Genomic DNA, 25058 nt, shown 5'->3' on the forward strand with positions numbered 1-25058 from the left:
GCGCATGGCATGCAGGTGGAACTGATCGAAACCTTTCTCGACCTGATGGAAAGCCGCTCCTTCAACCGCACCGCCGAGCGGCTGAACATCACCCAGTCGACCGTCTCTCATAGGGTCAAGGCGCTCGAAGCCCAGTTCAACCGCAAGCTCTTTACCCGCAACAAGGGCGGAACGGTGCCGACCGCCGCCGGCCTGCGCTTCCTCGACTATGCAAAAGCGCTGCAAAACCAGTGGCATGAGGCAACACGCGCGGTCACCAGCGCCGGTGCGCTGGAGCGCTCCATGCGCCTCGGTATCCAGCACGACCTGGCCGAGGCCTTCGCCGGCGAATGGATGGCGGCAATTCGGCAGGACTTGCCCGCCACCGAGGTCTATATGGAGGCCGATTATTCCAACCAGATGAACCGAGACCTCGGCGCCGGCGACCTCGATCTTGCGATCCTCTACACGCCCCACTACCTGCCCGATCTCTATTACGAACGGATCGGCGATCTGCATTACGTGCTGGTCAGCACCGAGGCGCGCGAACTGGCCGAGGTCCGCTCCGAGAACTATATCCGCGCAAGCTATTCGCCGACCTTCGACCGTGCCCACCGGCTGGCCCTGCCGCACCTTTCCGCAGCCCTGCTTTCGGCCGGCCAGAACATGGCGATCACCCGGCTGCTCGCCGCCCTTGGCGGCGCGGCCTATGTGACGGCGGCAACTGCGGAGCGGCTCGCCGCGGACGGATTTGCCGATCGGGTGCAGGATGCGCCGGCCATCGCCCAGACCGTCTATGCCGCAACGAGCCTTCGAACACGCCACGCGCACCAGCACCGCAAGATCATCGGCGCCATGGGCGCGCTGCTCTCGACGTTGCCTGTTCCGAGCGGGCCTTAAAGCAATTCCAGGAAAAGTGTGAAGCGGTTTTCCGGCCGGAGGTGCGTCGTTTCAAAGACCTAGTAACGGCCCTTGAGTTGCCCCTTCAGCCGCTCGGCATCCGCCTCGGTCACGCCTGGCGGCGCCACCACCTGCATCCAGGCGTCGATATAGTGCTCGGGTGCGTAGACATGGCCGTAGCCGATCGGCGAAGTCGTCGCGAGCGCCATGTCGGCGAGCAGCTGGAACATGGTGACGACCGGGAACCACCGGAGCGCCGGCGAGACGTCCGCACCGCGCGGCGCCTTCATCCAGTCCGGCTCGCGGTAGAAGGAATGGGGATCGAAGAAGGTGATCGGGTCGCTAGCATATTGCAGGTAGACGATGCGGACATTGCCCCAGCGAGCCCCCGGAATTTCAAGCGCGTTTTCCTGGTTGGTGAAGCGGATCACCGAACCGTCGCGATAGAGCGGCCGCCATTCGGGTGAGCCGGGATTGCGATTTCTCGTTATCTGCAGCCAGGTCTTGGTCGGGAACGGCGAGCCGACCCAGAGCGCGCCCTCGAACGGATCGCTGATGATGTCGAAGGGATCGACCGAGCCTTGCGAGTTCATCGAACCGAGGCTTAGGCCATAGAGATAGAGCCTCGGCCGCTTGTCCTTCGGCAGCGTCGTCCAGTAGCCATAGACCGCATCGAACAGCGCATCCGCAGTCTCGGCGCCGTATTCCGGCTCGACCAGCAGCGACAGCCAGCTCGTGAGGTAGGAGTACTGCACCGCGACGCTGGCGACATCGCCCTTCAGGAGATATTCGAGCGAATCGAGACCGGGCGGGTCGATCCAGCCGGTGCCGGTCGGCACCACGATCAGAAGATTGGCGCGTTCGAAACCGCCGACGCGTTTCAGTTCCTCCAGCGCCAGCTTCGCACGTTCCTTGGCGGTTTCAGCCGAATTGAGGCCGGCATAGACGCGCAAGGGCTCCTTCGCCTCGCCGCCGAAGAAGGCGCCGATGTCCTTTGCCGCCGGTCCGGAGGCGATGAACTGGCGTCCCTGGCGGCCGAGCTCGTCCCAGGTCATCAGCGACGCCCTGCTGCCCGTCTTCAAGGGATCGGTGGGTGGGGCTAAGTCGGGGTCGATCAACGCGTCGAGCCGCTGGAACGAGCTGTCGGCCGCATGCAGCGCGAAGCGGAAGATGACGCCATCGGCGGCCGACCAAAAGAGGGCCAGCGCCGCAATCACGCCGGCGACCTTCGCCAGCGGCCGCGTCAGCACATGCTCGAAACGACGGGTGAGAAACCGGAAGGTCAGCCGGAACAGCCGCGCCAAAAGCACGATGGCGACGAAGACAAGCGCCGCGATCAGCCCGAGCTTGAAGGGTTCGGCGCTCTCGACCGGAGCGAGCCCCATGATCTCACGCACCGTGTTCTGCCAGTAGGCGGTGCGCCAGAGGAAGGTGAGCGCAACGGCGATGCAGCCGAGGGCGGCGGCCATCTTCACGATGAAGCCGGTGCGTCCGCGTATCTCCGGCAGGTCAAGCAAGGACCAGACCCAACGCAGCAGCACGCCGATCGCGTAGCCGGCGCCAAGCGACAGGCCGGAGATGACCGCCTGCACCACATAGGGACGCGGGATGAGGCTCGGCGTCAGCGACATGGCAAAGAAGAAGACGCCGGCGATCAGCCCGGTGGTCGAAAACGATGCGAGCAGCGTCAAGAGAAACCGTGGCACCGGCAACCTCGACAGCGGCGTCTGTTGAAGATGTTCCATGGCGTCGGGCCCCACTCATGCTGACACTGTCACCGGAAGACCATAGGCCGTTCCGCCGCCGGCAATGTCGCTTCCCCGACGTGTCCAGTCAATTGCCGCAACCGGAAGACGCACGGACGCAAGCTGGACTCTGACGGTCGCACCCCTCACGCCCGGGTCACCTCGATCGGTGTCTTCATGATGATTTCGCGGTGCGGGAACGGGATCGAAATACCGGCCACCTTGAAGGCGTCCCACAGCGCCATCATCACCTGGCCGCGAATGTTGGTCAGCCCGTTGCTCGGATCGGAGATCCAGAACCTGAGCTTGAAATCGAGTGACGATGCGCCGAAGCCGGTCATCCAGCAGACCGGCTCCGCGTGGCCGCTCGCAACCCGTGGGATCGATTTGGCAGCCGCGATGGCAATGCGCGCCACCTCGTGCGGATCGCTGTCATAGGAAGTGCCGAAACTGACCTCGATGCGGACGAAGTCGCTGGAGAACGACCAGTTCACGACCTGCTGCGAAATGAAGTCCTCGTTCGGAATGAGGTATTCCTTGCCGTCCCTGGTGATGACGGAGACGAAGCGGGAACGCAGGTCGCGCACGGAACCGAAGGTATCCCCAAGCGTGATCGTGTCGCCCGGTTTGATGGATTTGTCGAGCAGGATGATGATGCCGGAAATGAAGTTGGAGACCACCTTCTGCAAACCAAAGCCGATGCCGACGCCGACCGCCCCGGAAAAGACCGTCAGCGCGGTCAGGTCGATACCGGTCGCGGACAGCGCGATCGCACCGGCAAAGCCGATCAGCACGATCTTGACCAATTTGCTTATCAGCACCTTGAAGGACGGCGTGAGTTCTGCCGACCGCTGGATCCAGTGCGCCGAGACGTTGCCCAACAGCACGGCAAGCCAGATCAGCGCGGACGAAAGCACGACAGCCTTCAGGACGAGCAGCAGCGACAGACGAACGGCACCGAGGTTGACGGCAACGCCATCAAGGGTCGTCAGGATCACCCGGTCCAGCCCGACCGCATAAAGCGCAAAATAGATCCAGCCCACGACGGCGGTGACGCGCGCCAGCGTCTGGTTGCGGATGATGCGGGTGAGCACGGAAATCACGAACCAGGCGGCCGTCAGGGTCAGCGCAGTCGCCACCAGCCAGCGATACGACGGCCAACCGAAACGCAATATCATCCCATCGGCGATCCAGAGCCACACGATCAGGAAAAGCCAGCGCAGCCGCCGCATGAAGGCGATGATGACGCGCAGCAGGTCCGGATTGCCCTTGATCAGGCGGGCGCGGGCTTCGACCAGCGGCTCTATCCGCTTTGCCAGCGCGCCGCAGATCAGGTAGCCGGCAACGATGATGGCGATCTGATAATACGTCCACTCGTTCAAAAGGACCGTCCGCGACGAGGAAGCGACGGCGTCGAACGCTTCTGCGAAATCCATCGTCTCTCTCCGAGAGAACCAGGCGTCCGACCGAGCGTTTTTTTTTGGGGGGGGACGCCCTAATCCTTTGAATCTAGGGCATCCTTGACACTTTCAATGCCGCCACCCGAAGCCGGTGCGTCGATCCCCCTTGAATTCGGATGCCTCGCAAGATCCGCCGCACCTACAAAATCGTGGCAGGACCGGAGAAAATCGAGCGTCTTCAAAGGATTATTGCCGGGTGGACGCTAGATCCGCCGCTCCTTGATCGTGTTCATGACGAAGCTCGTTTCGATCGAGGCGACGCATTTTAGCCGCGCAATCTTTTCCTTGATGAAGCGCTCGTAGTGCTCGAGCCCGGCGCTCATCACCTTCAGCACATAGTCGCGCGAGCCGGTCACCAGATGGCATTCGAGCACCTCGTCCCAGCCGCGCACCGCCTCCTCGAACATCACGATCTCGTCCTCGTGCTGGCGGCTGAGCCTGACGGTGGCGATTGCGGTCATCGTCCAGCCGTCGATCGACGGATCGATCAGCGCCGTATAGCCGCGGATCACACCGGTCTCCTCCAGCCGCCGCAGGCGGCGGAGACAGGGCGAAGCCGAGAGCCCCACGCGCTCGGCAAGTTCGTTGTTGGTGAGGCGCGCGTCCGCCACCAGCTCCTTCAAAATCCTGCGATCCGTCTCGTCGGCAATTTTCTGCGCCATATCTTTCCAACTCAGCCAATTCTTTGCGCAACTCAAAGACATCGGGCCGGAAATAGCAAGGATCGGTCCAAGCATCTGATATAATTTGCCAGTTAGTCGAGTCCGCTTCCCTTCAGGAGACAAGTCATGACCGCACCGCATCCTTCCAAGACCCACATCGGAAACCACAAGCTGCATCCCGAAACGCAGATGCTGAACTATGGCTACGATCCGGAACTGTCCGAGGGCGCCGTCAAGCCGCCGGTGTTCCTGACCTCGACCTTCGTCTTCCGCTCAGCCGAAGAAGGCCGCGATTTCTTCGATTTCGTTTCCGGTCGGAAGGAACCGCCAGCGGGTGTCGGCGCCGGTCTCGTCTATTCGCGCTTCAACCATCCGAACAGCGAGATCGTCGAGGACCGCCTCGCCGTCTACGAGCGCACCGAGAGCTGCGCGCTGTTCTCGTCGGGCATGTCGGCGATCGCCACCACCCTGCTCGCTTTCGTCAAGCCCGGAGACGCGGTGCTGCACAGCCAGCCGCTCTATGGCGGCACCGAGACGCTGCTTGCCAGAACCTTCCTCAATCTTGGTGTTGCGGCCGTCGGCTTTGCCGATGGAGTCAATGAAGCAGCCGTCAGCGCCGCCGCCGAAGAGGCGATGGCGAAGGGCCGCGTCTCGGTGATTCTCGTAGAAACACCAGCAAACCCGACGAACAGCCTCGTCGATGTTGCCATGATCCGCCGCGTCGCCGATCAGATCGGCAAGAAGCAGGGTCATACCCCTGTGGTCGCCTGCGACAACACGCTGCTCGGCCCGGTCTTCCAGCGGCCGATCGAACACGGCGCCGACATCTCGCTCTATTCACTGACCAAATATGTCGGCGGCCATTCCGACCTCATCGCCGGTGCGGCTCTCGGTTCGAAGGCTGTCATGAAGCAGGTAAAGGCGCTGCGCGGCGCGATCGGCACCCAACTCGATCCGCATTCCTGCTGGATGCTCGGCCGTTCGCTGGAAACGCTGTCGGTGCGCATGCAGAAGGCCGACGACAATGCCCGCGTCGTCGCCGAGTTCCTGCGCGAGCACCCGAAGGTCGAGCGCATCCACTACCTGCCCTTCCATGACGAGGATTCGCCGGTTGGCCGCACCTTCAGGGCGCAGTGCACCGGCGCCGGATCAACCTTCTCCTTCGACATCACGGGTGGCCAGGACGCGGCATTCCGCTTCCTCAATGCGCTGCAGATCTTCAAGCTCGCCGTCAGCCTCGGCGGCACGGAATCGCTCGCCAGCCACCCGGCGGCCATGACCCATTCCGGCGTGCCGATCGAGGTGCGCCACCGCATCGGCGTGCTGGAATCGACCATCCGCCTGTCGATCGGTATCGAGCATCCGGATGATCTCGTCGCCGATCTTTCAAACGCCCTGTCGGTCGCCTGACACGATATCGCGGCCGCCGGTCGAGCCGGCGGCCTCCTAGATCATTTCATTGTTTCGCCGAAACAGTGAAAAGATCTAAGTCTTTGAAATAACGCAATTCCGGACGGAAAACCGTTTCACACTTTTCCCGGAATTGCTCTAGTGCGACAGAATGTTGATGATGTTGCCGAAGGGGTCGCGCATGAAGAAACGGCGCACGCCCCAGGGCTCGTTGGTGATGTCGTAGACAATCTCCACGCCTGCCGCCTTGGCGCGCGCGTAAATTCGATCGACGTCGTCCACTTCGATCGAAAGCACCGGCACGGGTGTATTGTTGCCGCCTTCGCTGGCGACGCTCAGTTGCGGCATCGCCGCAGCACCCTTGGCCGCAAAGGTCCGGATCCATCCATGATCCATCACCACGTCGAGCTCCAACAAGTCGCCGTAAAAGGCTTGTGCCATCTGTGGGTCCGGGGCGTGGAGATTGGAGACGATACGCAAGACAGTCATTGGTTCTTCCTTATCCGGCGAGCAACGGAGCGCGCTCTGCGCTCACAGGTGTCGGTTTTCACGGCGATGCGGCCATACTGCCTTCCAAACGTGCCTGATTGAAGAGGGAATCGTCGGACAGCCTCAGGGTGTAGCAACCGCCGCCTGAGGTCGCAGGCCCGCACCGGCAAGCGCCACGCGCACCAGTGTCGCCGCCGCCTTGCCTGCCGTTTCCATATAGCTGGCATCCCGGTGCAGCAGCACCACGGCGAAGCTGCCGTCGAGCAGAAGCAGGATCTGCTTCGCCAGCATGATCGGCTCGGCAATGCCGGCTTCGATAAAGGTCTCGGCCATCCACGCCTCAAACTTCTTCTTGTGGGCTGCACCGATGCGGATTGCCGGATGGCCCGGCATGTTGGCCAGTTCCGCCGAAGTGCGCAGGAAACCGCAGCCCTTCCACTTCGGGTGACGTGCCGCCCGCGCCAGGTTGAAGAAGATCGCCTCGACCTTGTCGGCCAGTTCCCCTTCGGCCGTGTCGAACCACTTCCGGAAGAGCTTGAGATTGGGCTGGTCGCGGCCTTCGAGATAGGCGGCGATCAGTTCGTCCTTGCTTTCGAAATGGTAGTAGAGCGTGCGTTTGGTCACCCCCGCCGCTTCCGCCACGGCATCGACGCTGACGGCGCGGATACCCTCCGCATAGAAGAGCTTTTCCGCCGCTTCGACGATCACATCCCGGGTCGATTTCTCTGCCTTCGCCATCGCTCAAGTATACCGACTAGTGAATATACATGGCATCTTCACTCACCTAGCCTCTCCCCGTCAACCCTAGCCGGAGAGCGACCATGTCCAAGACCGTACTGATGCAGATTTCCGAGGGGATCGCCCTCTTCACCCTCAACCGCCCGGAGAAACTCAACGCGCTGAACTATGAGCTGATCGACTGGCTCATGGTCCTTCTCGACACGATCGAAGTGAACGACGCTGTCGGCGCGGTGATCATCACCGGCGCCGGCGACCGCGCCTTCTCCGCCGGCGGCGATATCAACGAGTTCTCCGAAAGCGTGGCTGCGGGCGTAAACCCGGCTGTGCGCGATTTCGTCCGCCGCGGCCAGCTTCTGACGGCGCGGCTCGAAGCCTTTCCGAAGCCGGTCATCGCCGCGGTCAACGGCATCGCCTTGGGCGGCGGCTGCGAGATCACCGAGGCTGTGCATCTGGCGATCGCCAGTGACCGGGCGCGCTTCGCCAAGCCGGAGATCAAGCTCGGCATGCCGCCGACCTTCGGCGGCACCCAGCGCCTGCCGCGGCTTGCCGGCCGCAAGCGCGCACTCGAATTGCTGTTGACGGGTGAGGATTTTTCGCCGGAACGCGCTAGGGATATCGGGCTCGTCAATCACGTCGTCGCCCATGAGGAGCTGATGCCCGCCGCCCGCGACCTGGCCAGCCGCATCATGGGCTATTCCCCGCTTGCCGTCCGCTCGATCATCACCGCCGTCACCCGCGGCCTCAACATGTCGATCGCAGAGGGGCTGCTGGTGGAAAGCGAACAGTTCGCCCAGATGGTGCCGACCGACGATCTCTCCGATGCGCTCGCCGCCTGGAAGCGACGGCACGTCCACGACGACCCGCCGCGCGACGGTTCCTTCTCGCGCCACTACTAAATTCAACCAAACGGTTGACAATCTTCGCAATCGAAGTGATATTCAACAACATGGTTGAATATCAGAACGAACATCTCGATGCCGTGTTCCACGCGCTTTCGGATCCGACGCGCCGCGCCATGCTCCAGAACCTTTCGCAAGGCGAGAGACTGGTCGGCGAGCTTGCGGCCCCCTTCTCGATCTCGCTGGCCGCGGCATCGAAGCACATCAAGGTGCTGGAAGGAGCAGGTCTCGTGCGCCGCGAAGTGAAAGGTCGCACGCATGTATGCCGCCTCGATGCAGCGCCGATGCATGCAGGTATGGAGTGGATGCGCCACTACGAAGCCTTCTGGCGAACGCGCATTGACGCACTTGAGGCGCTGCTGCTCGCCGACGACGCAACTGTTCAAAACGATACGGAGGAAAAGCCATGACATCGCCTGCCACAGCCTTTGCCAGCGCCGACTACGGCCGCGTCATCGCCCCCGATGCGGTGCGCATCGAACGCCTGCTTCCCGGCCCGATCGAGCGGGTCTGGTCCTATCTGACAGAGGAAAACAAGCGCCGGCTCTGGATGGCATCGGGAACGATCGGCTCTTCCGAGGGTGCAGCGGTCGAACACGTCTTCCGCCATTCGGAACTGACGACAGAGGATGATCGACCGCCGAAAAAATACGCCGATCACGCCGGCGAGGTTCGCAAGCACGGGCATGTGCTCGCCTGGGAGCCACCGCGCCTGCTCGCCTATAGATCCCATGAGGAGTGAACAGCGGCCGGCGCTCTGGCAGAGTGAGGCTGCATCAAAGCGCTCGCTCAGGAGGAGTAGGTTATGAGAACTACGTCCGTTCACTCAGAAACGCCGACCGCCATCCGCACCGATCTTGGCGCAATTTTTGTGTCTTTGGAATTGAGCCGATCGAGCTGGCTCATCACTTCGCTGTCTCCAGGCAGCGGTGAGAAAATGTCAAAACACTCAATTGACAGTGGCGACATTCCCGAGCTGCGGCTTCGGTTTGCCCAGATACAGGAAAAGGCGCGGCTGCGAACGGGAAGAACGTTTCCGATCGTCACGATTCAGGAGGCGGGGTTGGACGGTTTTTGGATACACCGTGTGTTGGAAGCAAGCGGGATCGAGAGCTACGTTGTCGACGCGGCATCGATCGCGACGTCACGTCGGCGCCGGCGCGCAAAGACCGACAGGATTGATGGCCAAGCACTGGTCCGGGCACTCCTCGCGTTCAAGCGCGGTGAGCCGCGGGTATGCGCGATGGTAAAGGCGCCGAGTCACGAGGATGAAGATCGGCGCCGCATCTGCCGGGAGCGCAAAGTGCTCATTGCGGAACGGGTGAGGCATGTCAACCGCATCAAGGGGTTGCTCTTCGCCCAGGGTGTCAGCGGGTACGAACCTCTGCATAAGAACCGGCGCAATCGGCTCGAAGATCTCCAGACCGGAGACGGACGCGCGTTGCCGGTGCATATCAAGTCACAAATAATGCGTGAACTCGATCGGCTTGAGTTGTTGCTTGAACAGATCGCTGCGGTGGAGAGCGAGCGGAATTCCTTGCTATCTGTACATGAAGGCTCTGCGCATGGAACACCGGCGGCAATGCTGCTGGCCATCAGGGGTGTTGGAGCTGAGTTTGCCACCATTCTCTGGAGCGAGGGGCTATACCGGCATTTCGACAATCGGCGACAGGTGGCTGCCTACGCAGGCTTAGCACCCACCCCTTGGCAGAGCGGAACCATCGATCAGGAACAAGGCATTTCCAAAACAGGCAATCCCCGATTGCGCACGACAATGATTCAGCTGGCCTGGTTATGGCTGCGCAACCAGCCGGGATCGGTGCTCAGCCGCTGGTTTGTGGATCGGGTCCAGTCAAATGGTGGACGTTTGAAGAAAACCGCGATCGTCGCACTAGCGCGCAAACTGCTGATCGCACTTTGGAGATACGTTACCGCAGGCGTCACCATTGAAGGCGTTGTGATGAAGACCGCCTAACGGCGGCCCTTAGCGAATCCAGAAATCCACCAGGGCTGATCAATCCTGGTGGATCCGGTGAACGAACCTCGTCGCAGTTTGGCTTAAAATGCCGCCCTATAGAATGGTTCCGTTCTCCTGAGCCTTGCCGCTACGCAAGCGGGATAGTGGTGCTGTCGAACATAACGGCGACCGAATGTGAGTTGGATCCGGCGACGGATGCGCGCCGGCTCATGCATGCTGGCTCAGACCACGGGTTTGCAAGAAATGGGAGAAAGAACGCTATGTATTGATGATCGATCTTGACGTCAAAATCCTCATGTGAGCTGGGACGAAGGCACGGATACGCCCTCCGAGGTCCGCTTCGAACTCAGCCCGCGCGGCGACAAGGTGCTGCTGATCGTCACCCATACCCGGATCGCCAACCGCGGCATCATGACGAGCTTCTCCGCCGGCTGGCACGTGCATCTCGACCTGTTGCGCGACCTTTTGGAAGGAGAGCAGCCTGCAGCCTTCTGGAGCAAGTTTGCTGAGCTTGAACAGCAGTACGACGCGCGCATCCCCAAGCGCTGACCGCCCGAGGTGACGAGACCTCAGAAGGGTGCACCGGCAAGGATTGACCGCCTTGCCGGTGCTTTTTGTCACGTGCGGGCGAAACCGAGGATGAAGAGCGCCAGCGAACCGATCGAGGCGAAGGTGCGCACGTGGTTCCACCAGACCCAATCGGTGAGATAGCGCCCAAGCCACAGATCGGTCGCGGCCTGCCCGGGTGCAGCGGCCGCAAGCGCGTCGTTCATCGGCACGTTGAAGACGATCGTCACCAGAAGCACGCCGACGACATAGACCAGGCCGCCCGCGGCCAGCAGCCATCGGCCCTCGCCGCCCGAAATGAACGCGACGACAATCAGCGCCAGGCCAAGCAGCGCCGTGCCCATGAAGGCGCTGAGGAAGATCGGGTTCTGGATGACGACGTTGATGGCGTTCATCGCGGCGATCCCCTGCTCCGGCGGCAGCCGCGACAAGGCTTGCATGATGCAGACCGAAAAGATGAAGAACAACCCGGCCATCAGGCCGGAACCGATCGCGGCGGCAAACGCCAGAGCGGGGATCAGCGGGATCATGCGGCAATACTCCAGACACCAGTTGCTGCGGTCTCGCGGGCGTAGGTTGCAAAGTCGCGCGGCCGCCGCCCAAGCACGCGCTCGACGTCAGACGTCACACTCGAATTGCGCCCGTCGAGCACCGAGGTGAAGAGATAGCGGATGAGTTCGACATAGTCATCAGGCACACCGTCAGCCTGCAATTGCGCGGCGAAGTCGCCAACCGGCACGGCCTGATAGGAGATCGGGCGTTTGGCCGCGGCAGCGATCTCGGCCACGGCTTCAGCAAAGGTCATCAGCCGCGGGCCGGTCAGAGAATAGACCTTGCCGACATGATCATCGTCGAGAAGCGCTTCAACCGCGACGTCAGCGATGTCGTCGCAGCTGACGAAAGGCTCGGTGACTGTATCCACGGGCAGGAAGACCGAACCGCTTGAGACCCCCTCGGCCAGGAAGCCTTCGTTGAAGTTTTCGAAGAACCAGCTCCCCCGAACGATCGTCCAGTCAGCGCCGGAGGCCTGCAATTCGCGCTCGGCCGCTTCCGCCTCGTCCTCGCCGCGCCCCGACAAGAGCACCAGCCGCCTGATGCCGGCGCCCACGGCAAGGCTTGCGAACTTGCGGATGGTCTCAACAGAGCCGGGCACCGCCAGATCGGGCTGGTAGCAGACATAGATGCGATCGACATTTTCGAGCACAGGCGCCCAGGTCGCCTCGTCCGTCCAGTCAAAGGACGGTGATGCCGAGCGGGCGCCGATGCGCACCGCAACACCCCGCTCTTGAAGGCGCTCAGCCACCCGCCGCCCCGTCTTGCCGGTACCGCCCAAAACCAGTGTGACTTTCTGAGACATCGTTTCCTCCTAAGGTTCATCAACAAACATGAGCATCTCTCACATTTGCAAATGTGATAAATCCTCGTATTTTAAGAGTCAAGCCAAAATGTGAGCATCACTCATGATTTCAGAAACAAGCCCATCCGCGGTTCCCGCCGAAGACGAAACCGCCCTGCGCCGGACACCCAGCCAGAAACGCAGCCGCGAGCGCGTCGAACAGATCCTAGCCTGCGCGACGGCGCTCATTCAGGAAAAGGGCAGCGACGCCATGCGCATGAGCGAAGTTGCTGAAAAGGCTGGAATTTCGATCGGATCGCTCTACCAGTACTTCCCCGACAAGGCGGCGATCGTGCGCACGCTGGCCGAGCGCTACAATGCCATGTGCAACGAGTGCATCGCGGCCGAGCTTGCCAAGGTCACATCGCTCGCAGAACTGCGCGACGCCTTCTGCGTGCTGTTCGACATCTACTACGACATGTTTCTGGCCGAGCCCGTCATGCGCGACATCTGGTCGGCAATGCAGGCCGACAAGGCGCTGCGCGAGATCGATCTTCTGCAAAGCCGCGCCGGCGGAAAACTGCTTGCCGATGTCTGGGCCCGGCTTGTGCCCGAAACCCCGCGCGAAACCATCGACAGTGCCGCTTTCCTGATCATGCATCTCGGCGATTGCACCATGCGGCTTGCGGTGTCGGTCGATCGCGCCGAGGGCGACCGCATCGTCGAGGCCTATAAACGCATGATCATCCGCGATTTTGTCGCGGATGGACCGGGCGGCGGCGCAAGTCCAATTGACATATTAGGGGTGCGATCCTAATCATCAGAGATCGATTGGTTCCCGGGACACGAACGTGTTTCGGGAGTAAACGGGAACGTGACGGATGGACCCATGCTGGGCATTCACATCACGGCCGACCCCGCGACTGTAGAGCGACGTCGATCTGCCATTCCGGAGCGATCCGGAAGAAGCCACTGGAAGAGACCACGAGAGGGTGGTCGATCTGGGAAGGCGAGGCTGATCCAGGGCTTCCCGCCCAGCGCCGTGAGCCAGGAAACCTGCCACTCGATACGGGCATAGGGCCCACACCGGGAATTTCCCGATGCCATCACGGAGGTTGTCATGGCTACGTCTACTGTTTCGAGCATTCCGCTCTCCCTCAGCGATCGTCTGACCGCTGGCGTCATCGCGCTTTTCATCGGCGCATTCCTCGTCTTCGGTGCCGGCCTTGCCAATTCGGCCGTGCTGCACGACACCGCGCACGACACCCGCCACTCCTACGGCTTCCCCTGCCACTAAGACGATGTTCCGGAACGTAACTCACGTTCCGCATCGAAGTGTCTGCGGACATGAACGCATCCGGCCTGTGCCGGATGTCGGTGTTTGTGCATGCCGGTTTCGTCCGGCGCGCAACGGCCATCCGCATGGCAGAACGGGAAGGCTTGCAAACCACGCCGCAGCGCGTGGCTTTTGCCGTTATCGAGGGACTTCAAGATGATTGTCAGAACGCTTCTGGCCGCGATCGTGGCTGGACTGATTGCCGGTGTCTTCATGACCGGCGCCCAGGAATTTCGGGTAACCCCGCTGATCCTGCATGCGGAGGAATTCGAAGGCGAGGCTCCGGCCGCAACCGAACAGCCCGCTGCACAGCCTGGAACGACGCAACCCGCCGCCGAGGGCCATGACCAGCATTCGTCGCTGAAGGCGGTCTCACCGCTTTCCGCCATGCTCGATGCCCTGTCGCCGATCACGCCAGCCTATGCGCATGAGGGCGAACACGAGGAAGGCGGCATCATGTTCGGTATGAGCCGGTTCTCCGGCACACTCATTGCCAACCTCGTCACCGGCTCCGGCTTCGGCCTGCTCCTGGCCGGCGTCAGCCTGGTGATCGGCTACCCGATCACGCTTAGGAACGGCGCGCTCTGGGGCGCCTGCGGCTGGCTTGCCGTGCACATGCTGCCGGCAATCGGCCTGCCGCCGGAACTGCCGGGTTTCCCGGCCGCCGAACTCGGCGACCGCCAAACCTGGTGGCTGGCGACCGTCGCCCTCTCCGCAGTCGGTCTCTATCTCGTCGTCCTGCGCGAAGAAATCGTGTCCAAGGTCGTCGGCCTCGCGTTGATCGCCGCGCCGCACGTCTACGGCGCGCCGCAGCCGGTCGATATTACGAGCAACGTTCCGGCCGTGCTCGGCGCCGAGTTTGCGGTTGCCGCACTCGCCACCACGCTCGCCTTCTGGATCGTGCTTGGCGTCGTCTCCGGCTTCATCAACGAGCGTTTCGCGAGAGCAAACTGATCCGGCCGATCACGCCCCCCCATGGGCACCTGAACAAACGACGGCGGGGTTCAGGCCCCGCCGTTTTGCATGAGATGCGCGGCCAGCCGCGCGCGGCGATCGTCCGGCTCCAGCAGGACGCAGGTATCGCAGAAGCTGCCACCCTCCGTTTGGAAGTAGAGGCAACAGCCGCAACGGATCCGATATTGGCGCGACAGTTGCGCGCCGCTTGCCGGATCGACCGCGGAGATCTCCTCGTAGCAGAGCTCTTCCGAGAACAACCGCGAGCCCCGCCGCTTGACGATCGCAAGCGCCTCGGCCATGCCGCGCGCCTCGTCACCGATCGCGCGACCGATCTCCAGGAACGCTCCGGCAAGGGAATCCGCTGCCAGCCGCCACTGCGCCCCGGAAGAAAGCCCGGTGCGCTTTTTCAGGACCGCGATGACCGGCGCCAGATGGGCCGTGAAGCCGCGCTCGAAAGCGCTGATGCCTTCGGCATGCTGCGGCCCTTCCGCCACACCGAGGCGGAAATGATAACGCTTGCCGGCAACTTCCCGATCATGGTGAAGGCGGGTCCACTCTTCGAAGCGAAGCCCGGCGATCTGCGCCTGAAGACCCGCGCCAAGATAGAGCGCGCCGAGAACCACACTCAGCTGGCGGCTGTAGAAGGCGATCAGATGTGCCGCCCGAATCCGGTCCGTCATGCCGATTGCGAAAAAGTCCTGATAGGCAAGGCTCTGCTCGATCCCGGTCCCACCAGCGGCCCAGAAGGCGGCCGGTGCGCTGAAGGCACTGTCCGCCGGCCCGAGCGAGACACCGGCGTCGGGGAACTGCGCGTGCAACCGCTCGACCACTGCCAGCGCCTGCGGCGGATATCCCTCGACCGTCCGCGCCATCCGCTGGTGATTTCTCGAATTCATGCCGTCTCCGTCGCCAGCCAGCCGCCCTCATATCCCGCGCGCTCAAGACCGCGCCGGATCGCCGGCAGGCTGCGTGTCAGCTCCCAGACGAAGCCGCTCCGCCAATTCTCGATCATCATCACGACGAGCCCCTGGTCAAGGCCGACGACACGCTCGTCGATCCAACCCGCAGGCCCCTCGCCTGCAAGGCTCGGATTGAACCCGCCCGGAAAGCGCCCTTCCTTCAGAAGCCCGGGATAGCCGGCCGCGACATGGCCGAGGGCCGATAGGGACGCATCCGGATCGAAAGGCAGACAGGCCGCTGCAGCCCAGGGCACGAGCGTGCCGTCATCCGGACCGAAGGGTGCGCCGCGGTTGACGTAGCCCAAAAGCCGCTGCCAGCGTCCGTCCTTGAGGCGCAGCCGGCCGCGTGGCGCATGGCAGGCACTGATCCCCCAGAGGCGTTCGCCATAGCCGGCGAAGCCACCGGGATTTCGCCACGCATGGTCGCGCTGCAGCGCGATGGCGCGCCGGGTATTCTCGAAGTAATCCGTCCCCCTTTCGCGCATCGGCCGATCGCCGAGACCGCGAAGGTCAAGCCAGGCCTGCGGGAACAGGTGGATGAACAGCGGCGCCGCATGGAGATGGGGCCCGCCGTCAGCCGCGATCCAGTCGTAACCCTCCGTAAAGGCGGCGTAGTGCTCCGGCTCGATCGCATGATCGGGCGCCCCGAGCGCCAGCACATAGAGCAGCAGCGCCTCGCTGTACCCGCGCCAGCGATGCTTCAGGAACCGGCCGGGCGGGCGCCAGCCCATCGTCAGTGTGTCACTGCGGTTCAACGCCCAGCGCCAATCCACGCGAGCATAGAGCCTTTCGGCGAGCGTGCGGATCTCGCATTCCCCCGTGTCCTCGCCGGAGAAATAAGCGGAGGTGGTCAGGCATCCGGCGATCAGCAGCGCCGTATCGACGGTCGAGAGCTCGCTGCTCCAGGTGCGCTCGCCGGTCCGCATATCGAGAAAGTGATAGTAGAAGCCGCGATAGCCGCTCGCCCGCTGGTCGCGCGACTGCGGGCTCTCGGCCAGGAAGCGCAGCGTGGTCAACACCCGCCCGATCGCCTCGCGGCGCGAAATCCACCCGCGCTCGACGCCGATGGGATAACAGGAAAGGCCGAAACCGGTCGCCGCAATACTCGACGGCGCGCCCGGCAGCGACGTGTCCGCGATCAATCCGGTGGCCGGATCGGCGTGATCGAGGAAGTATCCGAACGCCGCCTTCTGCAGGCCATCGGTTTGAAATAGCTCGGCATTTTCCGTCTGTTTCAGCATTCCGCCCTTCCGGCCCCTGGCCCCCGTCATACGTCCTTTTGGGCTAACGCCGGCAAATCACTCTTTGTTGAAGGCCAGCTACACCCAAATAGTCGCCGAAATCCAATCCTGTGTTACATTCTTCTAATCTGACCGCGCGCAATGACTGGTTGAAGCGATGTTGAGCGTGTTGGCGTTGATCCTCTCATTGAGTGGTGGCCCGAGCCCATCGACCGCCGCGTCGACGGATGTCGATGTCGAACTGATCCTGGCCGTCGACATGTCCGGCTCGATGGATCTGGACGAGGCGCGCATCCAGCGCGCCGGTTACGTGGAGGCGCTCCGGCACCGCGATTTCCTCGATGCGGTCGCAAGCGGGCAACTGGGCAAGATCGCCATCGGCTATTTCGAATGGGCCGGAACGGTTAACGAATCCTCCGTCGTCGCCTGGCAAGTGATCTCAACCGCCGCCGACGCCGATGCCTTTGCCAAGCTGATCGAGGCGCGACCGGTCGGCACCCGGCGCGGCACGTCGATCTCGAACGCGATCACCTACGGTACGGTGCTGATCGATTCGAACGCCTTCAACGGCATACGCCGGGTCATCGACGTTTCCGGCGACGGCCCGAACAATATCGGCCCGCCGGTCATTCCCGCCCGCGAGACGGCAGTCGCCCGCGGCATCACCATCAACGGGCTTGCGATCCTCATCCGCCCCTCGGTCTCGACCGGCCCGCTCGACCAGTATTACGCCGAATGCGTCATCGGCGGTCCCGGGTCCTTCGTGCTGCCGGTGCACGAGCCGGAGGATTTTTCGATCGCAATTCGCCAGAAGCTGGTGCTCGAGGTCAGCGGCCTGCCGCCGCCGCCCACCGTCCGCCTGGCCGATGCCCTTCCGGCATCCGACTGCCTGATCGGCGAGAAGCTCAGGCCCGGCTTCCTCGACCGCGTCTATCCCGAACTCGACAAATAGCCCCTCGCCGCCCCTACAGCGCCGCGCGTCTTATCAGACGCGCAATGGTCGCCCTAGCACTTTGAAACGCTGCATGTTTCGTCCTTAAATCGGGTACGATTTAAGGAAACATGCAGTTGTCGGCGCGCAACCCATGCGCGTCAGATTGTCGTTTCCCTTCGCTTCGCCCGGCGATAAGATGAGCCGTTATTTCGCGGATCGATTCATGTCCTTGACCACCACGCCTCCACTGGCCGACATGGCCACAGACACCGCCGCCGACACTGGCAGTCAGCATATCCGCGACACGTTGCGCGATGCGATCGTCGAGCGGCGGCTCGCCCCCGGCACCAAGCTTTCCGAAAGCGATGTCGGCGAACTCTTCAATGTCAGCCGCACGCTGGTGCGCGCCGCCCTGCAGGCGCTCTCCTATGAAGGGCTCGTCAGCGTCGAGAAGAACCGCGGCGCCTTTGTCGCCCATCCCTCGATCGACGAAGCCCGCCAGATCTTCGCGACCCGCCGGCTGATCGAACCCGGCGTCGTTCGTGCCGCGGCGCCCCATATCGGCAAGGCCGAGCTCGCCGAGCTCCGGCGCATGCTGGCGGCCGAACGGCAGCTCACCGAACAGCGCGGCCACTCGGCCCGCCGCGCCGAGATCAAGGCATCAGGCGATTTTCACCTGGCGCTCGCCGATCTCAGCCGCAACGCCATTCTTCGCCGCTTCATGGACGAACTCATTGCCCGCTCCTCGCTGGTGATCGCGCTTTACGGCCAGTCGACCGTTTCGAGCTGCGGCCACAACGAACACGACGAGATCGTCAACGCGCTGGAACGCGGCGACGTCGATACCGCAGCCAAACTGATGGTCCACCATATCGACCATATCGAAGCCGATCTCGACCTGCGCGTCCACAAATCGACCGACCTCAAGGCAGCACTCGAGCTTTAGGGCCCGCCCTCAGACTTCAGGAATCACGAAAAGTTCACGGGCCGAAAAAAGTCGCTGATCCGGCGGAACCATTCCCGCGCCACAGCGTTGGCCTCGCGCTCGAAAAAGACTGAGAACGAGGAAAGCAAATGAGCGAGAAGTTCTTCGCCACTCCCATCCCCCTCCGGTTATCTGCAAAACGGCAGACCGTCGTCAGAACGGTCTTCGAAGCCGTCGAGTTGCTGCGGCAATGGCCGGGACGTCGCGGACGGGAATACCGCGCGGCTCTCAGGCGCTGCCTGGACGCGCTGGATGGATTGACGAGTACGGACCGGGCCAGCCGCTGCTTTGCTGCCGCTGCCCGCGAATCGGGCCTGCTTCTGGCCTGACGTGGAAGTCCCCAAGGTCCGTAGATCGGGTCTCTCACGATGCGCCGAAGGACGATCGGCGCATCGCCCCCCCAAGGGCGCGCGGAACAAGCGCGGCTTCACCTTTGACGAAAGAGACGATCAGTCGGCGAGTTCGGCCGCTTCCTTCGTCTGACGGTCGGCAAGCGCCTTCAGTGCTTCCTTGTCGAGACGCCAGTCCGGCGAGCCATAGCCAAGCGGCCATTTGTAAGGCTCCTTGTCGTTGAAGAACACGACGGTGGTCAGGAGCGGAAAGGCCCGGCGATAGGTCTGTTGGTCGAGGATTTCCTTGTACCAGGCGCGCCTGTAGTCCGCCGAGCCCGAAACGCCAAGTTCGGCGATCATGACCGGTTTGCCGAAGCCCGCGACGCGCTGGTATTTTTCGTTCAGCGCCTCGCCGAAGCGACGCTCACGCCCCCAATAGTCGACATCCATCTTCTGCAGGCCCCAGACGGGGATCCCGACGACATCGACGACATCGTCACCCGGATAATAACCGGCGAGATTGCGATGGCCCTTCGGCGACCAGACGAACCGCGCTTCCGGCGCCAGCTCCCGGCATTTGCCGACGAAATAACGAAACGCCTTCTTGTAGCCTTCCTTGTCTGGGCGCGCCCAGGGATAGCGACCGTCGGGGTCCTCCATCTCGTGGCCCCAGCGCACATAGACCGGGCCATCGAAAGCGGCCGCACGGGCACAAACGTCGCCGATCTCGCGATCGAAGCGGCCTTTGCCGATATCGGCAAACAGCCTTTCGCCGCCGGCGCGCCAGTCGGTGGCATGGGTATAGGGCTCGACCGAGAGCATCAACGCCCGCCCCTGCCGCGCCGCGGTCGCGATCTTGCGCTTCAACAGCGCCCGGTCCGGCTTCTGCCAGTAGACGAAGACATGTTCGAGCTCGAGCGCATCGCTGTCGGCAACGACGTCATGTGGATCGTAGACGCCGATGGCGACCGCCCTCTCCGTTGCGCCTTTTGCCTGCGGCGCGATCGCCGCAGTCGTCAGCGCCCGGTCGATGCCATCGGCCGGGTCATCCGCGCGCGCCGCCGGTGTTCCGGTGACGGCAAAAAGCGCCAGCGTTCCCGCGGCAAGGGCTGCTCTCAAAAGTCTGGCAGACAACGAACATTCTCCGGCGGATCGTCTCTCGACGCCGCGAATGAAACCGGACACATCACGCGTGCGGCGGTCAGAAGGTCACCGCCAAAGAGGGGATCGCCCCGATCCCCAACGATCCGAGGCGGCTTCACCGCACCGGAGTTACGCAAACTCGAACAGAGCAAACTCGAACAGAGACAGTCCCGTTAGAGCGAAGCTCTCAGGAAGCAGTGCGACGTGCGGCCGAAGCCGCTCGGCGAACAGATATAGGGCGCGCGGCCCAGATAGCTGGTTGCGCTCTTTTTCACCGGCTGCGGCGCGACCACATCCTCATCAGCCTCGGCGACCCGCAACTGCTTCTCTTCCTTGCGTATCTTGACCGAAGGACTTGCATAGGCGCTGGAATGGCTCGACGAAAACAGCGGCGTTTCACCGATGACCGTCGACGAGCAGCCGGCGGACAGGAGCAGAAGGCCAAGAATGGAAGCGGTCGGTACGAGATACTTGAAACCCGAAATGGTGGTTCGGCTCTCGCCGGCACATGCGGTCTTATCTCGCATAAGCATCCTTTCGAATTGGCGGCTATGGCCGCCCGGTGCCTCCTTTGGGGGATATGGCGGCATTGTTCAACCCCCTTTCCATTATAAATTGCTTAAATTAACAAATTCTTTCTTAGGCTTTTCTTCCAGCGGTTGCAGCTGAAGGCACTGGCCCATGCGCCAACGCGGCCGCAGATCGATCGCACACTGGACTCGGAAGGCGACATCAGGATCGGGAAGACAAAGCAGGAAAACCAGATGCTTGCCCGACAGGAGACGCGAAGGCGAACGCGCCCACCACCGGCGACCCTACCCACTCCACTGGCCACCACGCCCGGTGGTAGATGCGGCAACGGTAACGCCGGATGGTTCGCAAGGAAAAATCTCGCACGACAGCGGAAAATTGGCGGCAAAGACGCCGCAAACGCCACGCTTATCGGTCAAGTGGCACGCCATGGAACGAAAACAGCGCCCCATTCCTCATTTTTAGCCACCGCGCATTTACAGTTCGTTGACCTCTGGCAGCCACTTTGGTGCCAGGCGCAACATGTTTGAGCGTATGCGCCCACTCCAAAACTGCCCGCGTCCTGCGGGCATTTTTTTTGCTGTACCGGTCAGGGCTCAAAGAGAGCCGGCGCGATGAATGCTCGCCATCCGGCCTTCAACCTTCAACCGTAATGTGGCTTCTGGAACAGGCACAATTACTGGCTGTCGATAACCTGGCGCAACAACCCCAACATGTTTCGTTCTCCACATTTCAGGCAGCCGATTTGGAGAGAGATGAATGGTGGGCCCGGAGGGACTCGAACCCCCAACCAAGCGGTTATGAGCCGCCGGCTCTAACCATTGAGCTACAGGCCCACGCTGGATCTGCAGGCGTCCTCAAAACGTACCGATTCGAGGATAAGACATGCAGCAACTCTAAGTACTACAGCAACCTTTGCGCCTCTGATAAAAACGCGTGGCACCGTAGTGATCCAGGTGCGCGAACCAATGGCAGTTCGCGGTGGCAATGGCTCTAGCCGAAAACCTTTTTGCCGACAAGCCATTGCCGCAATGCTCACACAATCGCCGAGCATGAAGACGCCAGGGACGGAACAACCGGAGAGACATAGACCATGATTTCCACACGCACTGCCCGCACGCTTTCGATCGCCGCTTTTGCCGCCGCTTTTGCCGGTGTAGCCGCCGCTCAGGCGCAGGAGACCGACAAGGACAAGGCAACCATCGTCGTTGCCGGCGAAGGCCGCGCGACGGTCGCGCCCGACATGGCGGTCCTGCAGCTCAGCGTCGTCAAGGACGCCAAGACCGCCCGCGAAGCGCTGGACGCCAACAACAAGGCCATGGCCGAAGTGCTAAAGGCGTTGAGGGCCGACGGCATTGCCGATCGCGACCTGCAGACGAGCGGCTTTTCGGTGAACCCGCAATACAACTATCCGACCAATACCGACGGCGGCAATCGCCCGCCGGAGCTGATCGGCTACCAGGTGGTAAACGGCGTCAGCGTCCGCGTGCGTGACCTCGCCAAGCTCGGCGAAATCGTCGACAAGTCGGTGACGCTCGGCGTGAACCAGGGCGGCGGCGTGCAATTCACCAACGACAAGCCGGAAGGGGTCATCACCGAGGCGCGCAAGGCGGCGGTCGCCGACGCCATCGTCAAGGCGAAGGTTCTCGCCGAAGCTGCAGGCGTCTCGATCGGCAAGATCCTCAACATCTCAGAACAGGGCTTCCGTCCCGAGCCGGTCCCGATGATGCGCGCCGGCATGGCCAAGGAATATGCCGCCGATGCCGTGCCGGTCGCAACCGGCGAGAACAGCTACAACGTCACGGTCAACGTGACCTTCGAAATCAAGCAGTAAGCTTGCAAGGCCCGCCGCAACCGCGTGGGCTTTCACCTAATCCTCGCCCCTGGTGCCGGAGATCGGCGCCGGGGGCGAAGTGTTTTTGGGCGGCACGCCGAGTGTGCGCCTGCGGATGTGTGTGGAGGTGCGAAGCAGGTATTGCCGCGGTTGCGGCTACCGACAGTCCGACCGCCAAAGGAAGCCTTTGGGTCGAAACCGGCTCGCCCCACGCACGGTCATCCTCGCCCTTGAGGCGAGGATCAAGACCGTCATCGATGTGCGCGTCGGCGCGGGTCAGGCTCGAGGATGGTGCTCGAGGAGAGGCGTTTTCCCAAAATAGCTGGCAGAGGGGCCGCCTCGGAGCGCGTGCCTGGGCATGACCACCCGTTGGCAAAAACGAAAAAGGCCCCCCATGCCGAAGCATGAGGGGCCATTCTTCCGCCGGACGGGGGAGACAAGGCGGGAAGATTTGTTACCAGCGACCGATCGTCGGGCAGCCGCGGGCGTTTGCGAAGACGATCGTCTGGCGGTAGCCGTGGCGGCGGCCTTCGACGACGACGCGGCGCGGCGTGACGTCGGCGACATAGGCGCGGCGCAGGCCGCGATCGCGGGCCTTGTCGACGGCCATCCACGGTGCGCAGCGGCCGCGGCGATCACGATCCCAGTGGCGGTCACGGCCGCGGCCGCGACCCCAGTCGCCTTCGTCACCGTAGCCGCCGTTATAGTCGCGGTACTGCACGTCGTCGCGGTACTGCACGTCGACGCCCGGGCCGAAGCCGAACTCGATCGAGTCCGCCGAAGCGGTGGAGGCTGCACCAAGCAGGCCAGTCAATCCAATGACGACTGCGGCTGCGGCGTTAAAAAAGCGGTTCTTCATGACATCTCTCCAGGCTTGAAGGGTTCAATGGGGCAATCACCGTCCCAAGCGATTGAGCAAAGGATAGGTTTCCCAAGCTGAACGACAGCGGAACCTGGTGTTCACGGGAGGTTCAGAATGCCGGAGCGCGATCCGCCCCTCTTTGGCGCGAGATTCGCCTTGCAAGGAAGGCGGTCACACGGAGCGCTTGTGAATGATAAGCTACTGATCCAAAATGACTTCTTGCGATCAAGACGCGCAACGAAGCGGCTCGGAACGCAAGGAGCAAATCGCCCGCACGATCATCGCGGCAAAGGCAAATCAGGCGCCGCCGGGATGGCCGCGCCCAAACAACGCCGAGGTATCTTCTGGCGTCGAAGGTGGTGGTCAGCCGATTCGCGGGCAACCATAGGCATTGGCGAAGACGACCCGGCTCAAATACCCGCGGCGCCAACCGACCACGACGACACGGGAATGGGTGACCCGCTCGACCCGGGCGCGTTGGAAGCCCAGGCGCCAGGCCCTGCGCAGTGCTTCGCGCGGCGAGCAGTAGCCGCGATGGCGAACGAGATCGACGTCGCCACGCTCCATCGTCGGCAGCGGCATCCGGGCCGCAGCCTCCGCCGGCAGGCTCGCGAAGCTCGTCACGGCGAGCGCAACCGCCAGAACCGAATTGCGAAACATGGCTTTCATGGATCTTCTCCTGGTCAACGCAAAACAACAATCCGGTCGGCAACCGGTGCCCTAGGATAGGCGGCTCGCGCGCGCCTGCCATCGTAAATTTCCGCCATCGCGCGTTTCTGTCAATCCGAGCTCTCGTCAGCCGGCAAGCGCCCGTTCGAAAACGCGGATGTTGCGATAGTGGCTGAGGCGGGTGATGGCGCCGTCTTCGATCTCGAAGATCAGCACGCTTGGAATGGAATAGCTCTGGCCGGACGCGGCGGGGAAGCCCTCCATCGTTTCGCGATAGGTTCCGCGCGCCGTCAGGTCCGCCGCCACCCGCTGGCCGAAGGCATCGCGCATCAACACCACATCGCCGAACTGTTCGTCGAAACGGCGCAGATAATTCATCAGCCAGGCGCGCAAGGGGCCAACGCCGACAGTGCGCTGGCCGGTCAGCGAATCGAGCTCGACATCCTCATGGACGAGCCGAGCCAGCGCCTCGAAATCACGTTGGTTCAGCGCTTCGATGAAGCGATTGGCAATGGTCTGTGCATCCGTCATCCTGTTCCTCTCCGACGCCGCGCTGTCGCCCTTTGGTCTCCATGCTCTAACTAGAACGGATCCCGTTCCGGTCAATTGCGCCCTGTCGCATCGATCGGACAGGCATCAAGCGCCAAGGTGCAGCACGATCTCGCGGCGGTGCGGCCGGTCGCGATGTTCGAAGAGGTAGATCCCCTGCCAGGTGCCAAGCAGCATACGACCACGGGCAACGGGAATGCCGAGCGAAACCGGCGTCAGCGCCGCCTTGATATGCGCCGGCATGTCATCCGGTCCTTCCTGGGTGTGCACGACCCAGCTCATCGAGGGATCGGAGGATGGCGGCACCAGACGGCGGAAAAAGGCGTCGAGGTCGCGCCTCACATCCGGGTCGGCATTTTCCTGGATGAGAAGCGAACAGGACGTGTGCCGGACGAAGACGGTCAAAAGCCCCTCGCCGTCCGTATTGGCCCGCACGAAGGCGGCCGCCTCGTCCGTGAACTCGTAGAGCCCCTGGCCGCGTGTGGAAATGGTGATGCTCGTCTGCGGCATGTCGATCTCCAGCCGGCAATTGCACCGGCTGCAAGGCAGGTGCAACGCGT

Annotated in this window: 29 protein-coding genes, 1 tRNA gene and 1 riboswitch; of the genes, 14 read left to right on the top strand and 16 right to left on the bottom strand. The window is 62.6% G+C overall.

Annotation, left to right across the window (positions count from 1 at the left end; all coding sequences use genetic code 11):
* Window positions 1–9 precede the first annotated feature (9 nt).
* Window positions 10–879 carry a LysR family transcriptional regulator gene (locus IB265_RS11445; protein WP_057253248.1) on the top strand — a complete coding sequence of 290 codons (870 nt, stop codon included), beginning with the start codon at window positions 10–12 and terminating at the stop codon, window positions 877–879.
* Window positions 880–938: 59 nt separating this feature from the next.
* Here IB265_RS11445 and IB265_RS11450 read toward each other — a convergent pair whose 3' ends face one another.
* The 3 genes from IB265_RS11450 to IB265_RS11460 all read right to left on the bottom strand — a co-directional run bounded on the left by IB265_RS11450 (window position 939) and on the right by IB265_RS11460 (window position 4746).
* Window positions 939–2624, bottom strand: a complete 1686-nt coding sequence (locus IB265_RS11450; RefSeq protein WP_057253246.1) for an alpha/beta-hydrolase family protein — start codon at window positions 2622–2624, stop codon at window positions 939–941.
* Window positions 2625–2770: 146 nt separating this feature from the next.
* Window positions 2771–4060 carry a mechanosensitive ion channel family protein gene (locus tag IB265_RS11455; RefSeq protein WP_057253244.1) on the bottom strand — a complete coding sequence of 430 codons (1290 nt, stop codon included), beginning with the start codon at window positions 4058–4060 and terminating at the stop codon, window positions 2771–2773.
* Window positions 4061–4287: 227 nt separating this feature from the next.
* Entirely contained in the window at window positions 4288–4746 is a 459-nt protein-coding gene (locus IB265_RS11460; protein WP_057253242.1) for an Lrp/AsnC family transcriptional regulator, read from the bottom strand.
* Window positions 4747–4872: 126 nt separating this feature from the next.
* Here IB265_RS11460 and IB265_RS11465 point away from each other — a divergent pair, with 126 nt between their 5' ends.
* Window positions 4873–6156, top strand: a complete 1284-nt coding sequence (locus tag IB265_RS11465; protein WP_057253241.1) for a cystathionine gamma-synthase family protein — start codon at window positions 4873–4875, stop codon at window positions 6154–6156.
* A gap of 138 nt (window positions 6157–6294) precedes the next feature.
* Here the strand turns inward: IB265_RS11465 and IB265_RS11470 are convergent, their stop codons facing one another.
* Together IB265_RS11470 and IB265_RS11475 are read right to left on the bottom strand one after the other, a co-directional pair.
* Window positions 6295–6645, bottom strand: a complete 351-nt coding sequence (locus IB265_RS11470; protein WP_057253238.1) for a VOC family protein — start codon at window positions 6643–6645, stop codon at window positions 6295–6297.
* A gap of 123 nt (window positions 6646–6768) precedes the next feature.
* Window positions 6769–7383 (bottom strand): TetR/AcrR family transcriptional regulator, encoded by a 615-nt coding sequence (locus tag IB265_RS11475; RefSeq protein WP_192494788.1) that lies wholly within the window; start codon window positions 7381–7383, stop codon window positions 6769–6771.
* Between the two features lie 83 nt (window positions 7384–7466).
* On the opposite strand from IB265_RS11475, the gene IB265_RS11480 reads away from it, so the two are divergent.
* From IB265_RS11480 to IB265_RS11500, 5 genes are all read left to right on the top strand, one after another.
* Window positions 7467–8282 carry a crotonase/enoyl-CoA hydratase family protein gene (locus tag IB265_RS11480; protein ID WP_057253234.1) on the top strand — a complete coding sequence of 272 codons (816 nt, stop codon included), beginning with the start codon at window positions 7467–7469 and terminating at the stop codon, window positions 8280–8282.
* Between the two features lie 50 nt (window positions 8283–8332).
* Window positions 8333–8695 carry a helix-turn-helix transcriptional regulator gene (locus IB265_RS11485; protein WP_057254352.1) on the top strand — a complete coding sequence of 121 codons (363 nt, stop codon included), beginning with the start codon at window positions 8333–8335 and terminating at the stop codon, window positions 8693–8695.
* Complete coding sequence (locus IB265_RS11490) at window positions 8692–9027, top strand: hypothetical protein (protein WP_192494789.1); 336 nt, start codon at window positions 8692–8694, stop codon at window positions 9025–9027. Before IB265_RS11485 ends, IB265_RS11490 begins: the two co-directional genes overlap by 4 nt.
* 63 nt (window positions 9028–9090) lie before the next feature.
* Window positions 9091–10260, top strand: a complete 1170-nt coding sequence (locus IB265_RS11495) for an IS110 family transposase (RefSeq protein ID WP_192494790.1) — start codon at window positions 9091–9093, stop codon at window positions 10258–10260.
* Window positions 10261–10560: 300 nt separating this feature from the next.
* Entirely contained in the window at window positions 10561–10812 is a 252-nt protein-coding gene (locus tag IB265_RS11500; RefSeq protein ID WP_057253227.1) for an SRPBCC domain-containing protein, read from the top strand.
* 68 nt (window positions 10813–10880) lie between these two features.
* Here IB265_RS11500 and IB265_RS11505 read toward each other — a convergent pair whose 3' ends face one another.
* Together IB265_RS11505 and IB265_RS11510 are read right to left on the bottom strand one after the other, a co-directional pair.
* Window positions 10881–11360 carry a DUF1772 domain-containing protein gene (locus IB265_RS11505; RefSeq protein WP_057253225.1) on the bottom strand — a complete coding sequence of 160 codons (480 nt, stop codon included), beginning with the start codon at window positions 11358–11360 and terminating at the stop codon, window positions 10881–10883.
* Window positions 11357–12187, bottom strand: coding sequence for an NAD(P)H-binding protein (locus IB265_RS11510; RefSeq protein WP_057253223.1), 831 nt, complete (start codon window positions 12185–12187; stop codon window positions 11357–11359). The genes IB265_RS11505 and IB265_RS11510 overlap by 4 nt, the downstream gene beginning before the upstream one ends.
* Before the next feature lie 103 nt (window positions 12188–12290).
* On the opposite strand from IB265_RS11510, the gene IB265_RS11515 reads away from it, so the two are divergent.
* The 3 genes from IB265_RS11515 to IB265_RS11525 all read left to right on the top strand — a co-directional run bounded on the left by IB265_RS11515 (window position 12291) and on the right by IB265_RS11525 (window position 14456).
* On the top strand, window positions 12291–12983 hold the full coding sequence (locus tag IB265_RS11515) for a TetR/AcrR family transcriptional regulator (protein ID WP_057253221.1): 693 nt from the start codon (window positions 12291–12293) through the stop codon (window positions 12981–12983).
* Window positions 12982–13245: riboswitch (cobalamin riboswitch) on the top strand. (Overlaps the previous gene by 2 nt.)
* A gap of 41 nt (window positions 13246–13286) precedes the next feature.
* Entirely contained in the window at window positions 13287–13463 is a 177-nt protein-coding gene (locus tag IB265_RS11520) for a CbtB-domain containing protein (protein ID WP_057253219.1), read from the top strand.
* A 195-nt stretch (window positions 13464–13658) separates the two neighbouring features.
* Window positions 13659–14456 carry a CbtA family protein gene (locus IB265_RS11525; RefSeq protein WP_057253217.1) on the top strand — a complete coding sequence of 266 codons (798 nt, stop codon included), beginning with the start codon at window positions 13659–13661 and terminating at the stop codon, window positions 14454–14456.
* A 50-nt stretch (window positions 14457–14506) separates the two neighbouring features.
* On the opposite strand, the gene IB265_RS11530 is transcribed toward IB265_RS11525, so the two are convergent.
* The gene (locus IB265_RS11530; protein ID WP_244495686.1) at window positions 14507–15355 is read right to left on the bottom strand and encodes a (2Fe-2S)-binding protein; all 849 of its coding nucleotides are present in this window, start codon (window positions 15353–15355) and stop codon (window positions 14507–14509) included.
* On the bottom strand, window positions 15352–16659 hold the full coding sequence (locus IB265_RS11535) for a glucoamylase family protein (protein WP_057253213.1): 1308 nt from the start codon (window positions 16657–16659) through the stop codon (window positions 15352–15354). Before IB265_RS11535 ends, IB265_RS11530 begins: the two co-directional genes overlap by 4 nt.
* 157 nt (window positions 16660–16816) lie before the next feature.
* Between IB265_RS11535 and IB265_RS11540 the strand changes: the two genes are divergently transcribed.
* From IB265_RS11540 to IB265_RS11550, 3 genes are all read left to right on the top strand, one after another.
* Window positions 16817–17611, top strand: coding sequence for a DUF1194 domain-containing protein (locus tag IB265_RS11540; RefSeq protein WP_057253211.1), 795 nt, complete (start codon window positions 16817–16819; stop codon window positions 17609–17611).
* A 205-nt stretch (window positions 17612–17816) separates the two neighbouring features.
* On the top strand, window positions 17817–18539 hold the full coding sequence (locus IB265_RS11545) for a GntR family transcriptional regulator (protein ID WP_082616102.1): 723 nt from the start codon (window positions 17817–17819) through the stop codon (window positions 18537–18539).
* A gap of 128 nt (window positions 18540–18667) precedes the next feature.
* Window positions 18668–18907 carry a DUF982 domain-containing protein gene (locus IB265_RS11550; protein ID WP_057253209.1) on the top strand — a complete coding sequence of 80 codons (240 nt, stop codon included), beginning with the start codon at window positions 18668–18670 and terminating at the stop codon, window positions 18905–18907.
* Between the two features lie 120 nt (window positions 18908–19027).
* On the opposite strand, the gene IB265_RS11555 is transcribed toward IB265_RS11550, so the two are convergent.
* The 3 genes from IB265_RS11555 to IB265_RS11565 form a co-directional block, all read right to left on the bottom strand.
* Window positions 19028–20044, bottom strand: a complete 1017-nt coding sequence (locus IB265_RS11555; RefSeq protein ID WP_192494791.1) for a glycoside hydrolase family 26 protein — start codon at window positions 20042–20044, stop codon at window positions 19028–19030.
* 182 nt (window positions 20045–20226) lie between these two features.
* Window positions 20227–20580 carry a hypothetical protein gene (locus IB265_RS11560; RefSeq protein ID WP_058324750.1) on the bottom strand — a complete coding sequence of 118 codons (354 nt, stop codon included), beginning with the start codon at window positions 20578–20580 and terminating at the stop codon, window positions 20227–20229.
* A gap of 764 nt (window positions 20581–21344) precedes the next feature.
* Window positions 21345–21420, bottom strand: a tRNA-Ile gene (locus IB265_RS11565).
* Between the two features lie 257 nt (window positions 21421–21677).
* On the opposite strand from IB265_RS11565, the gene IB265_RS11570 reads away from it, so the two are divergent.
* On the top strand, window positions 21678–22418 hold the full coding sequence (locus tag IB265_RS11570) for an SIMPL domain-containing protein (protein WP_057253203.1): 741 nt from the start codon (window positions 21678–21680) through the stop codon (window positions 22416–22418).
* A 454-nt stretch (window positions 22419–22872) separates the two neighbouring features.
* Here the strand turns inward: IB265_RS11570 and IB265_RS11575 are convergent, their stop codons facing one another.
* The 4 genes from IB265_RS11575 to IB265_RS11590 form a co-directional block, all read right to left on the bottom strand.
* A complete protein-coding gene (locus IB265_RS11575; protein ID WP_057253202.1) occupies window positions 22873–23277 on the bottom strand; it encodes a hypothetical protein in 405 nt (134 codons plus the stop codon).
* 366 nt (window positions 23278–23643) lie between these two features.
* Window positions 23644–23949: a hypothetical protein gene (locus IB265_RS11580; RefSeq protein ID WP_057253200.1), complete on the bottom strand. Its 306-nt coding sequence runs from the start codon at window positions 23947–23949 to the stop codon at window positions 23644–23646.
* Between the two features lie 126 nt (window positions 23950–24075).
* Entirely contained in the window at window positions 24076–24480 is a 405-nt protein-coding gene (locus tag IB265_RS11585; RefSeq protein ID WP_057253198.1) for a ketosteroid isomerase-related protein, read from the bottom strand.
* A 105-nt stretch (window positions 24481–24585) separates the two neighbouring features.
* On the bottom strand, window positions 24586–25008 hold the full coding sequence (locus IB265_RS11590) for a secondary thiamine-phosphate synthase enzyme YjbQ (protein WP_057253197.1): 423 nt from the start codon (window positions 25006–25008) through the stop codon (window positions 24586–24588).
* Window positions 25009–25058 lie beyond the last annotated feature (50 nt).

The sequence above is a fragment of the Ensifer sp. ENS10 genome (genome assembly GCF_014852025.1).
Taxonomy (GTDB): domain Bacteria; phylum Pseudomonadota; class Alphaproteobacteria; order Rhizobiales; family Rhizobiaceae; genus Ensifer.

Excerpts from the sequence above, each read along its gene's own strand:
- IB265_RS11475 (WP_192494788.1), bottom strand. The coding sequence starts at position 7,383 with ATGGCGAAGGCAGAGAAATCGACCCGGGATGTGATCGTCGAAGCGGCG.
- IB265_RS11450 (WP_057253246.1), bottom strand. The coding sequence starts at position 2,624 with ATGGAACATCTTCAACAGACGCCGCTGTCGAGGTTGCCGGTGCCACGG.
- IB265_RS11570 (WP_057253203.1), top strand. The coding sequence starts at position 21,678 with ATGATTTCCACACGCACTGCCCGCACGCTTTCGATCGCCGCTTTTGCC.
- IB265_RS11580 (WP_057253200.1), bottom strand. The coding sequence starts at position 23,949 with ATGAAAGCCATGTTTCGCAATTCGGTTCTGGCGGTTGCGCTCGCCGTG.
- IB265_RS11535 (WP_057253213.1), bottom strand. The coding sequence starts at position 16,659 with ATGCTGAAACAGACGGAAAATGCCGAGCTATTTCAAACCGATGGCCTG.
- IB265_RS11520 (WP_057253219.1), top strand. The coding sequence starts at position 13,287 with ATGGCTACGTCTACTGTTTCGAGCATTCCGCTCTCCCTCAGCGATCGT.
- IB265_RS11480 (WP_057253234.1), top strand. The coding sequence starts at position 7,467 with ATGTCCAAGACCGTACTGATGCAGATTTCCGAGGGGATCGCCCTCTTC.
- IB265_RS11465 (WP_057253241.1), top strand. The coding sequence starts at position 4,873 with ATGACCGCACCGCATCCTTCCAAGACCCACATCGGAAACCACAAGCTG.
- IB265_RS11485 (WP_057254352.1), top strand. The coding sequence starts at position 8,333 with ATGGTTGAATATCAGAACGAACATCTCGATGCCGTGTTCCACGCGCTT.
- IB265_RS11540 (WP_057253211.1), top strand. The coding sequence starts at position 16,817 with ATGTTGAGCGTGTTGGCGTTGATCCTCTCATTGAGTGGTGGCCCGAGC.
- IB265_RS11525 (WP_057253217.1), top strand. The coding sequence starts at position 13,659 with ATGATTGTCAGAACGCTTCTGGCCGCGATCGTGGCTGGACTGATTGCC.
- IB265_RS11515 (WP_057253221.1), top strand. The coding sequence starts at position 12,291 with ATGATTTCAGAAACAAGCCCATCCGCGGTTCCCGCCGAAGACGAAACC.
- IB265_RS11560 (WP_058324750.1), bottom strand. The coding sequence starts at position 20,580 with ATGCGAGATAAGACCGCATGTGCCGGCGAGAGCCGAACCACCATTTCG.
- IB265_RS11455 (WP_057253244.1), bottom strand. The coding sequence starts at position 4,060 with ATGGATTTCGCAGAAGCGTTCGACGCCGTCGCTTCCTCGTCGCGGACG.
- IB265_RS11545 (WP_082616102.1), top strand. The coding sequence starts at position 17,817 with ATGTCCTTGACCACCACGCCTCCACTGGCCGACATGGCCACAGACACC.
- IB265_RS11585 (WP_057253198.1), bottom strand. The coding sequence starts at position 24,480 with ATGACGGATGCACAGACCATTGCCAATCGCTTCATCGAAGCGCTGAAC.
- IB265_RS11510 (WP_057253223.1), bottom strand. The coding sequence starts at position 12,187 with ATGTCTCAGAAAGTCACACTGGTTTTGGGCGGTACCGGCAAGACGGGG.
- IB265_RS11495 (WP_192494790.1), top strand. The coding sequence starts at position 9,091 with ATGAGAACTACGTCCGTTCACTCAGAAACGCCGACCGCCATCCGCACC.
- IB265_RS11550 (WP_057253209.1), top strand. The coding sequence starts at position 18,668 with ATGAGCGAGAAGTTCTTCGCCACTCCCATCCCCCTCCGGTTATCTGCA.
- IB265_RS11530 (WP_244495686.1), bottom strand. The coding sequence starts at position 15,355 with ATGAATTCGAGAAATCACCAGCGGATGGCGCGGACGGTCGAGGGATAT.
- IB265_RS11505 (WP_057253225.1), bottom strand. The coding sequence starts at position 11,360 with ATGATCCCGCTGATCCCCGCTCTGGCGTTTGCCGCCGCGATCGGTTCC.
- IB265_RS11460 (WP_057253242.1), bottom strand. The coding sequence starts at position 4,746 with ATGGCGCAGAAAATTGCCGACGAGACGGATCGCAGGATTTTGAAGGAG.
- IB265_RS11470 (WP_057253238.1), bottom strand. The coding sequence starts at position 6,645 with ATGACTGTCTTGCGTATCGTCTCCAATCTCCACGCCCCGGACCCACAG.
- IB265_RS11445 (WP_057253248.1), top strand. The coding sequence starts at position 10 with ATGCAGGTGGAACTGATCGAAACCTTTCTCGACCTGATGGAAAGCCGC.
- IB265_RS11590 (WP_057253197.1), bottom strand. The coding sequence starts at position 25,008 with ATGCCGCAGACGAGCATCACCATTTCCACACGCGGCCAGGGGCTCTAC.
- IB265_RS11490 (WP_192494789.1), top strand. The coding sequence starts at position 8,692 with ATGACATCGCCTGCCACAGCCTTTGCCAGCGCCGACTACGGCCGCGTC.
- IB265_RS11575 (WP_057253202.1), bottom strand. The coding sequence starts at position 23,277 with ATGAAGAACCGCTTTTTTAACGCCGCAGCCGCAGTCGTCATTGGATTG.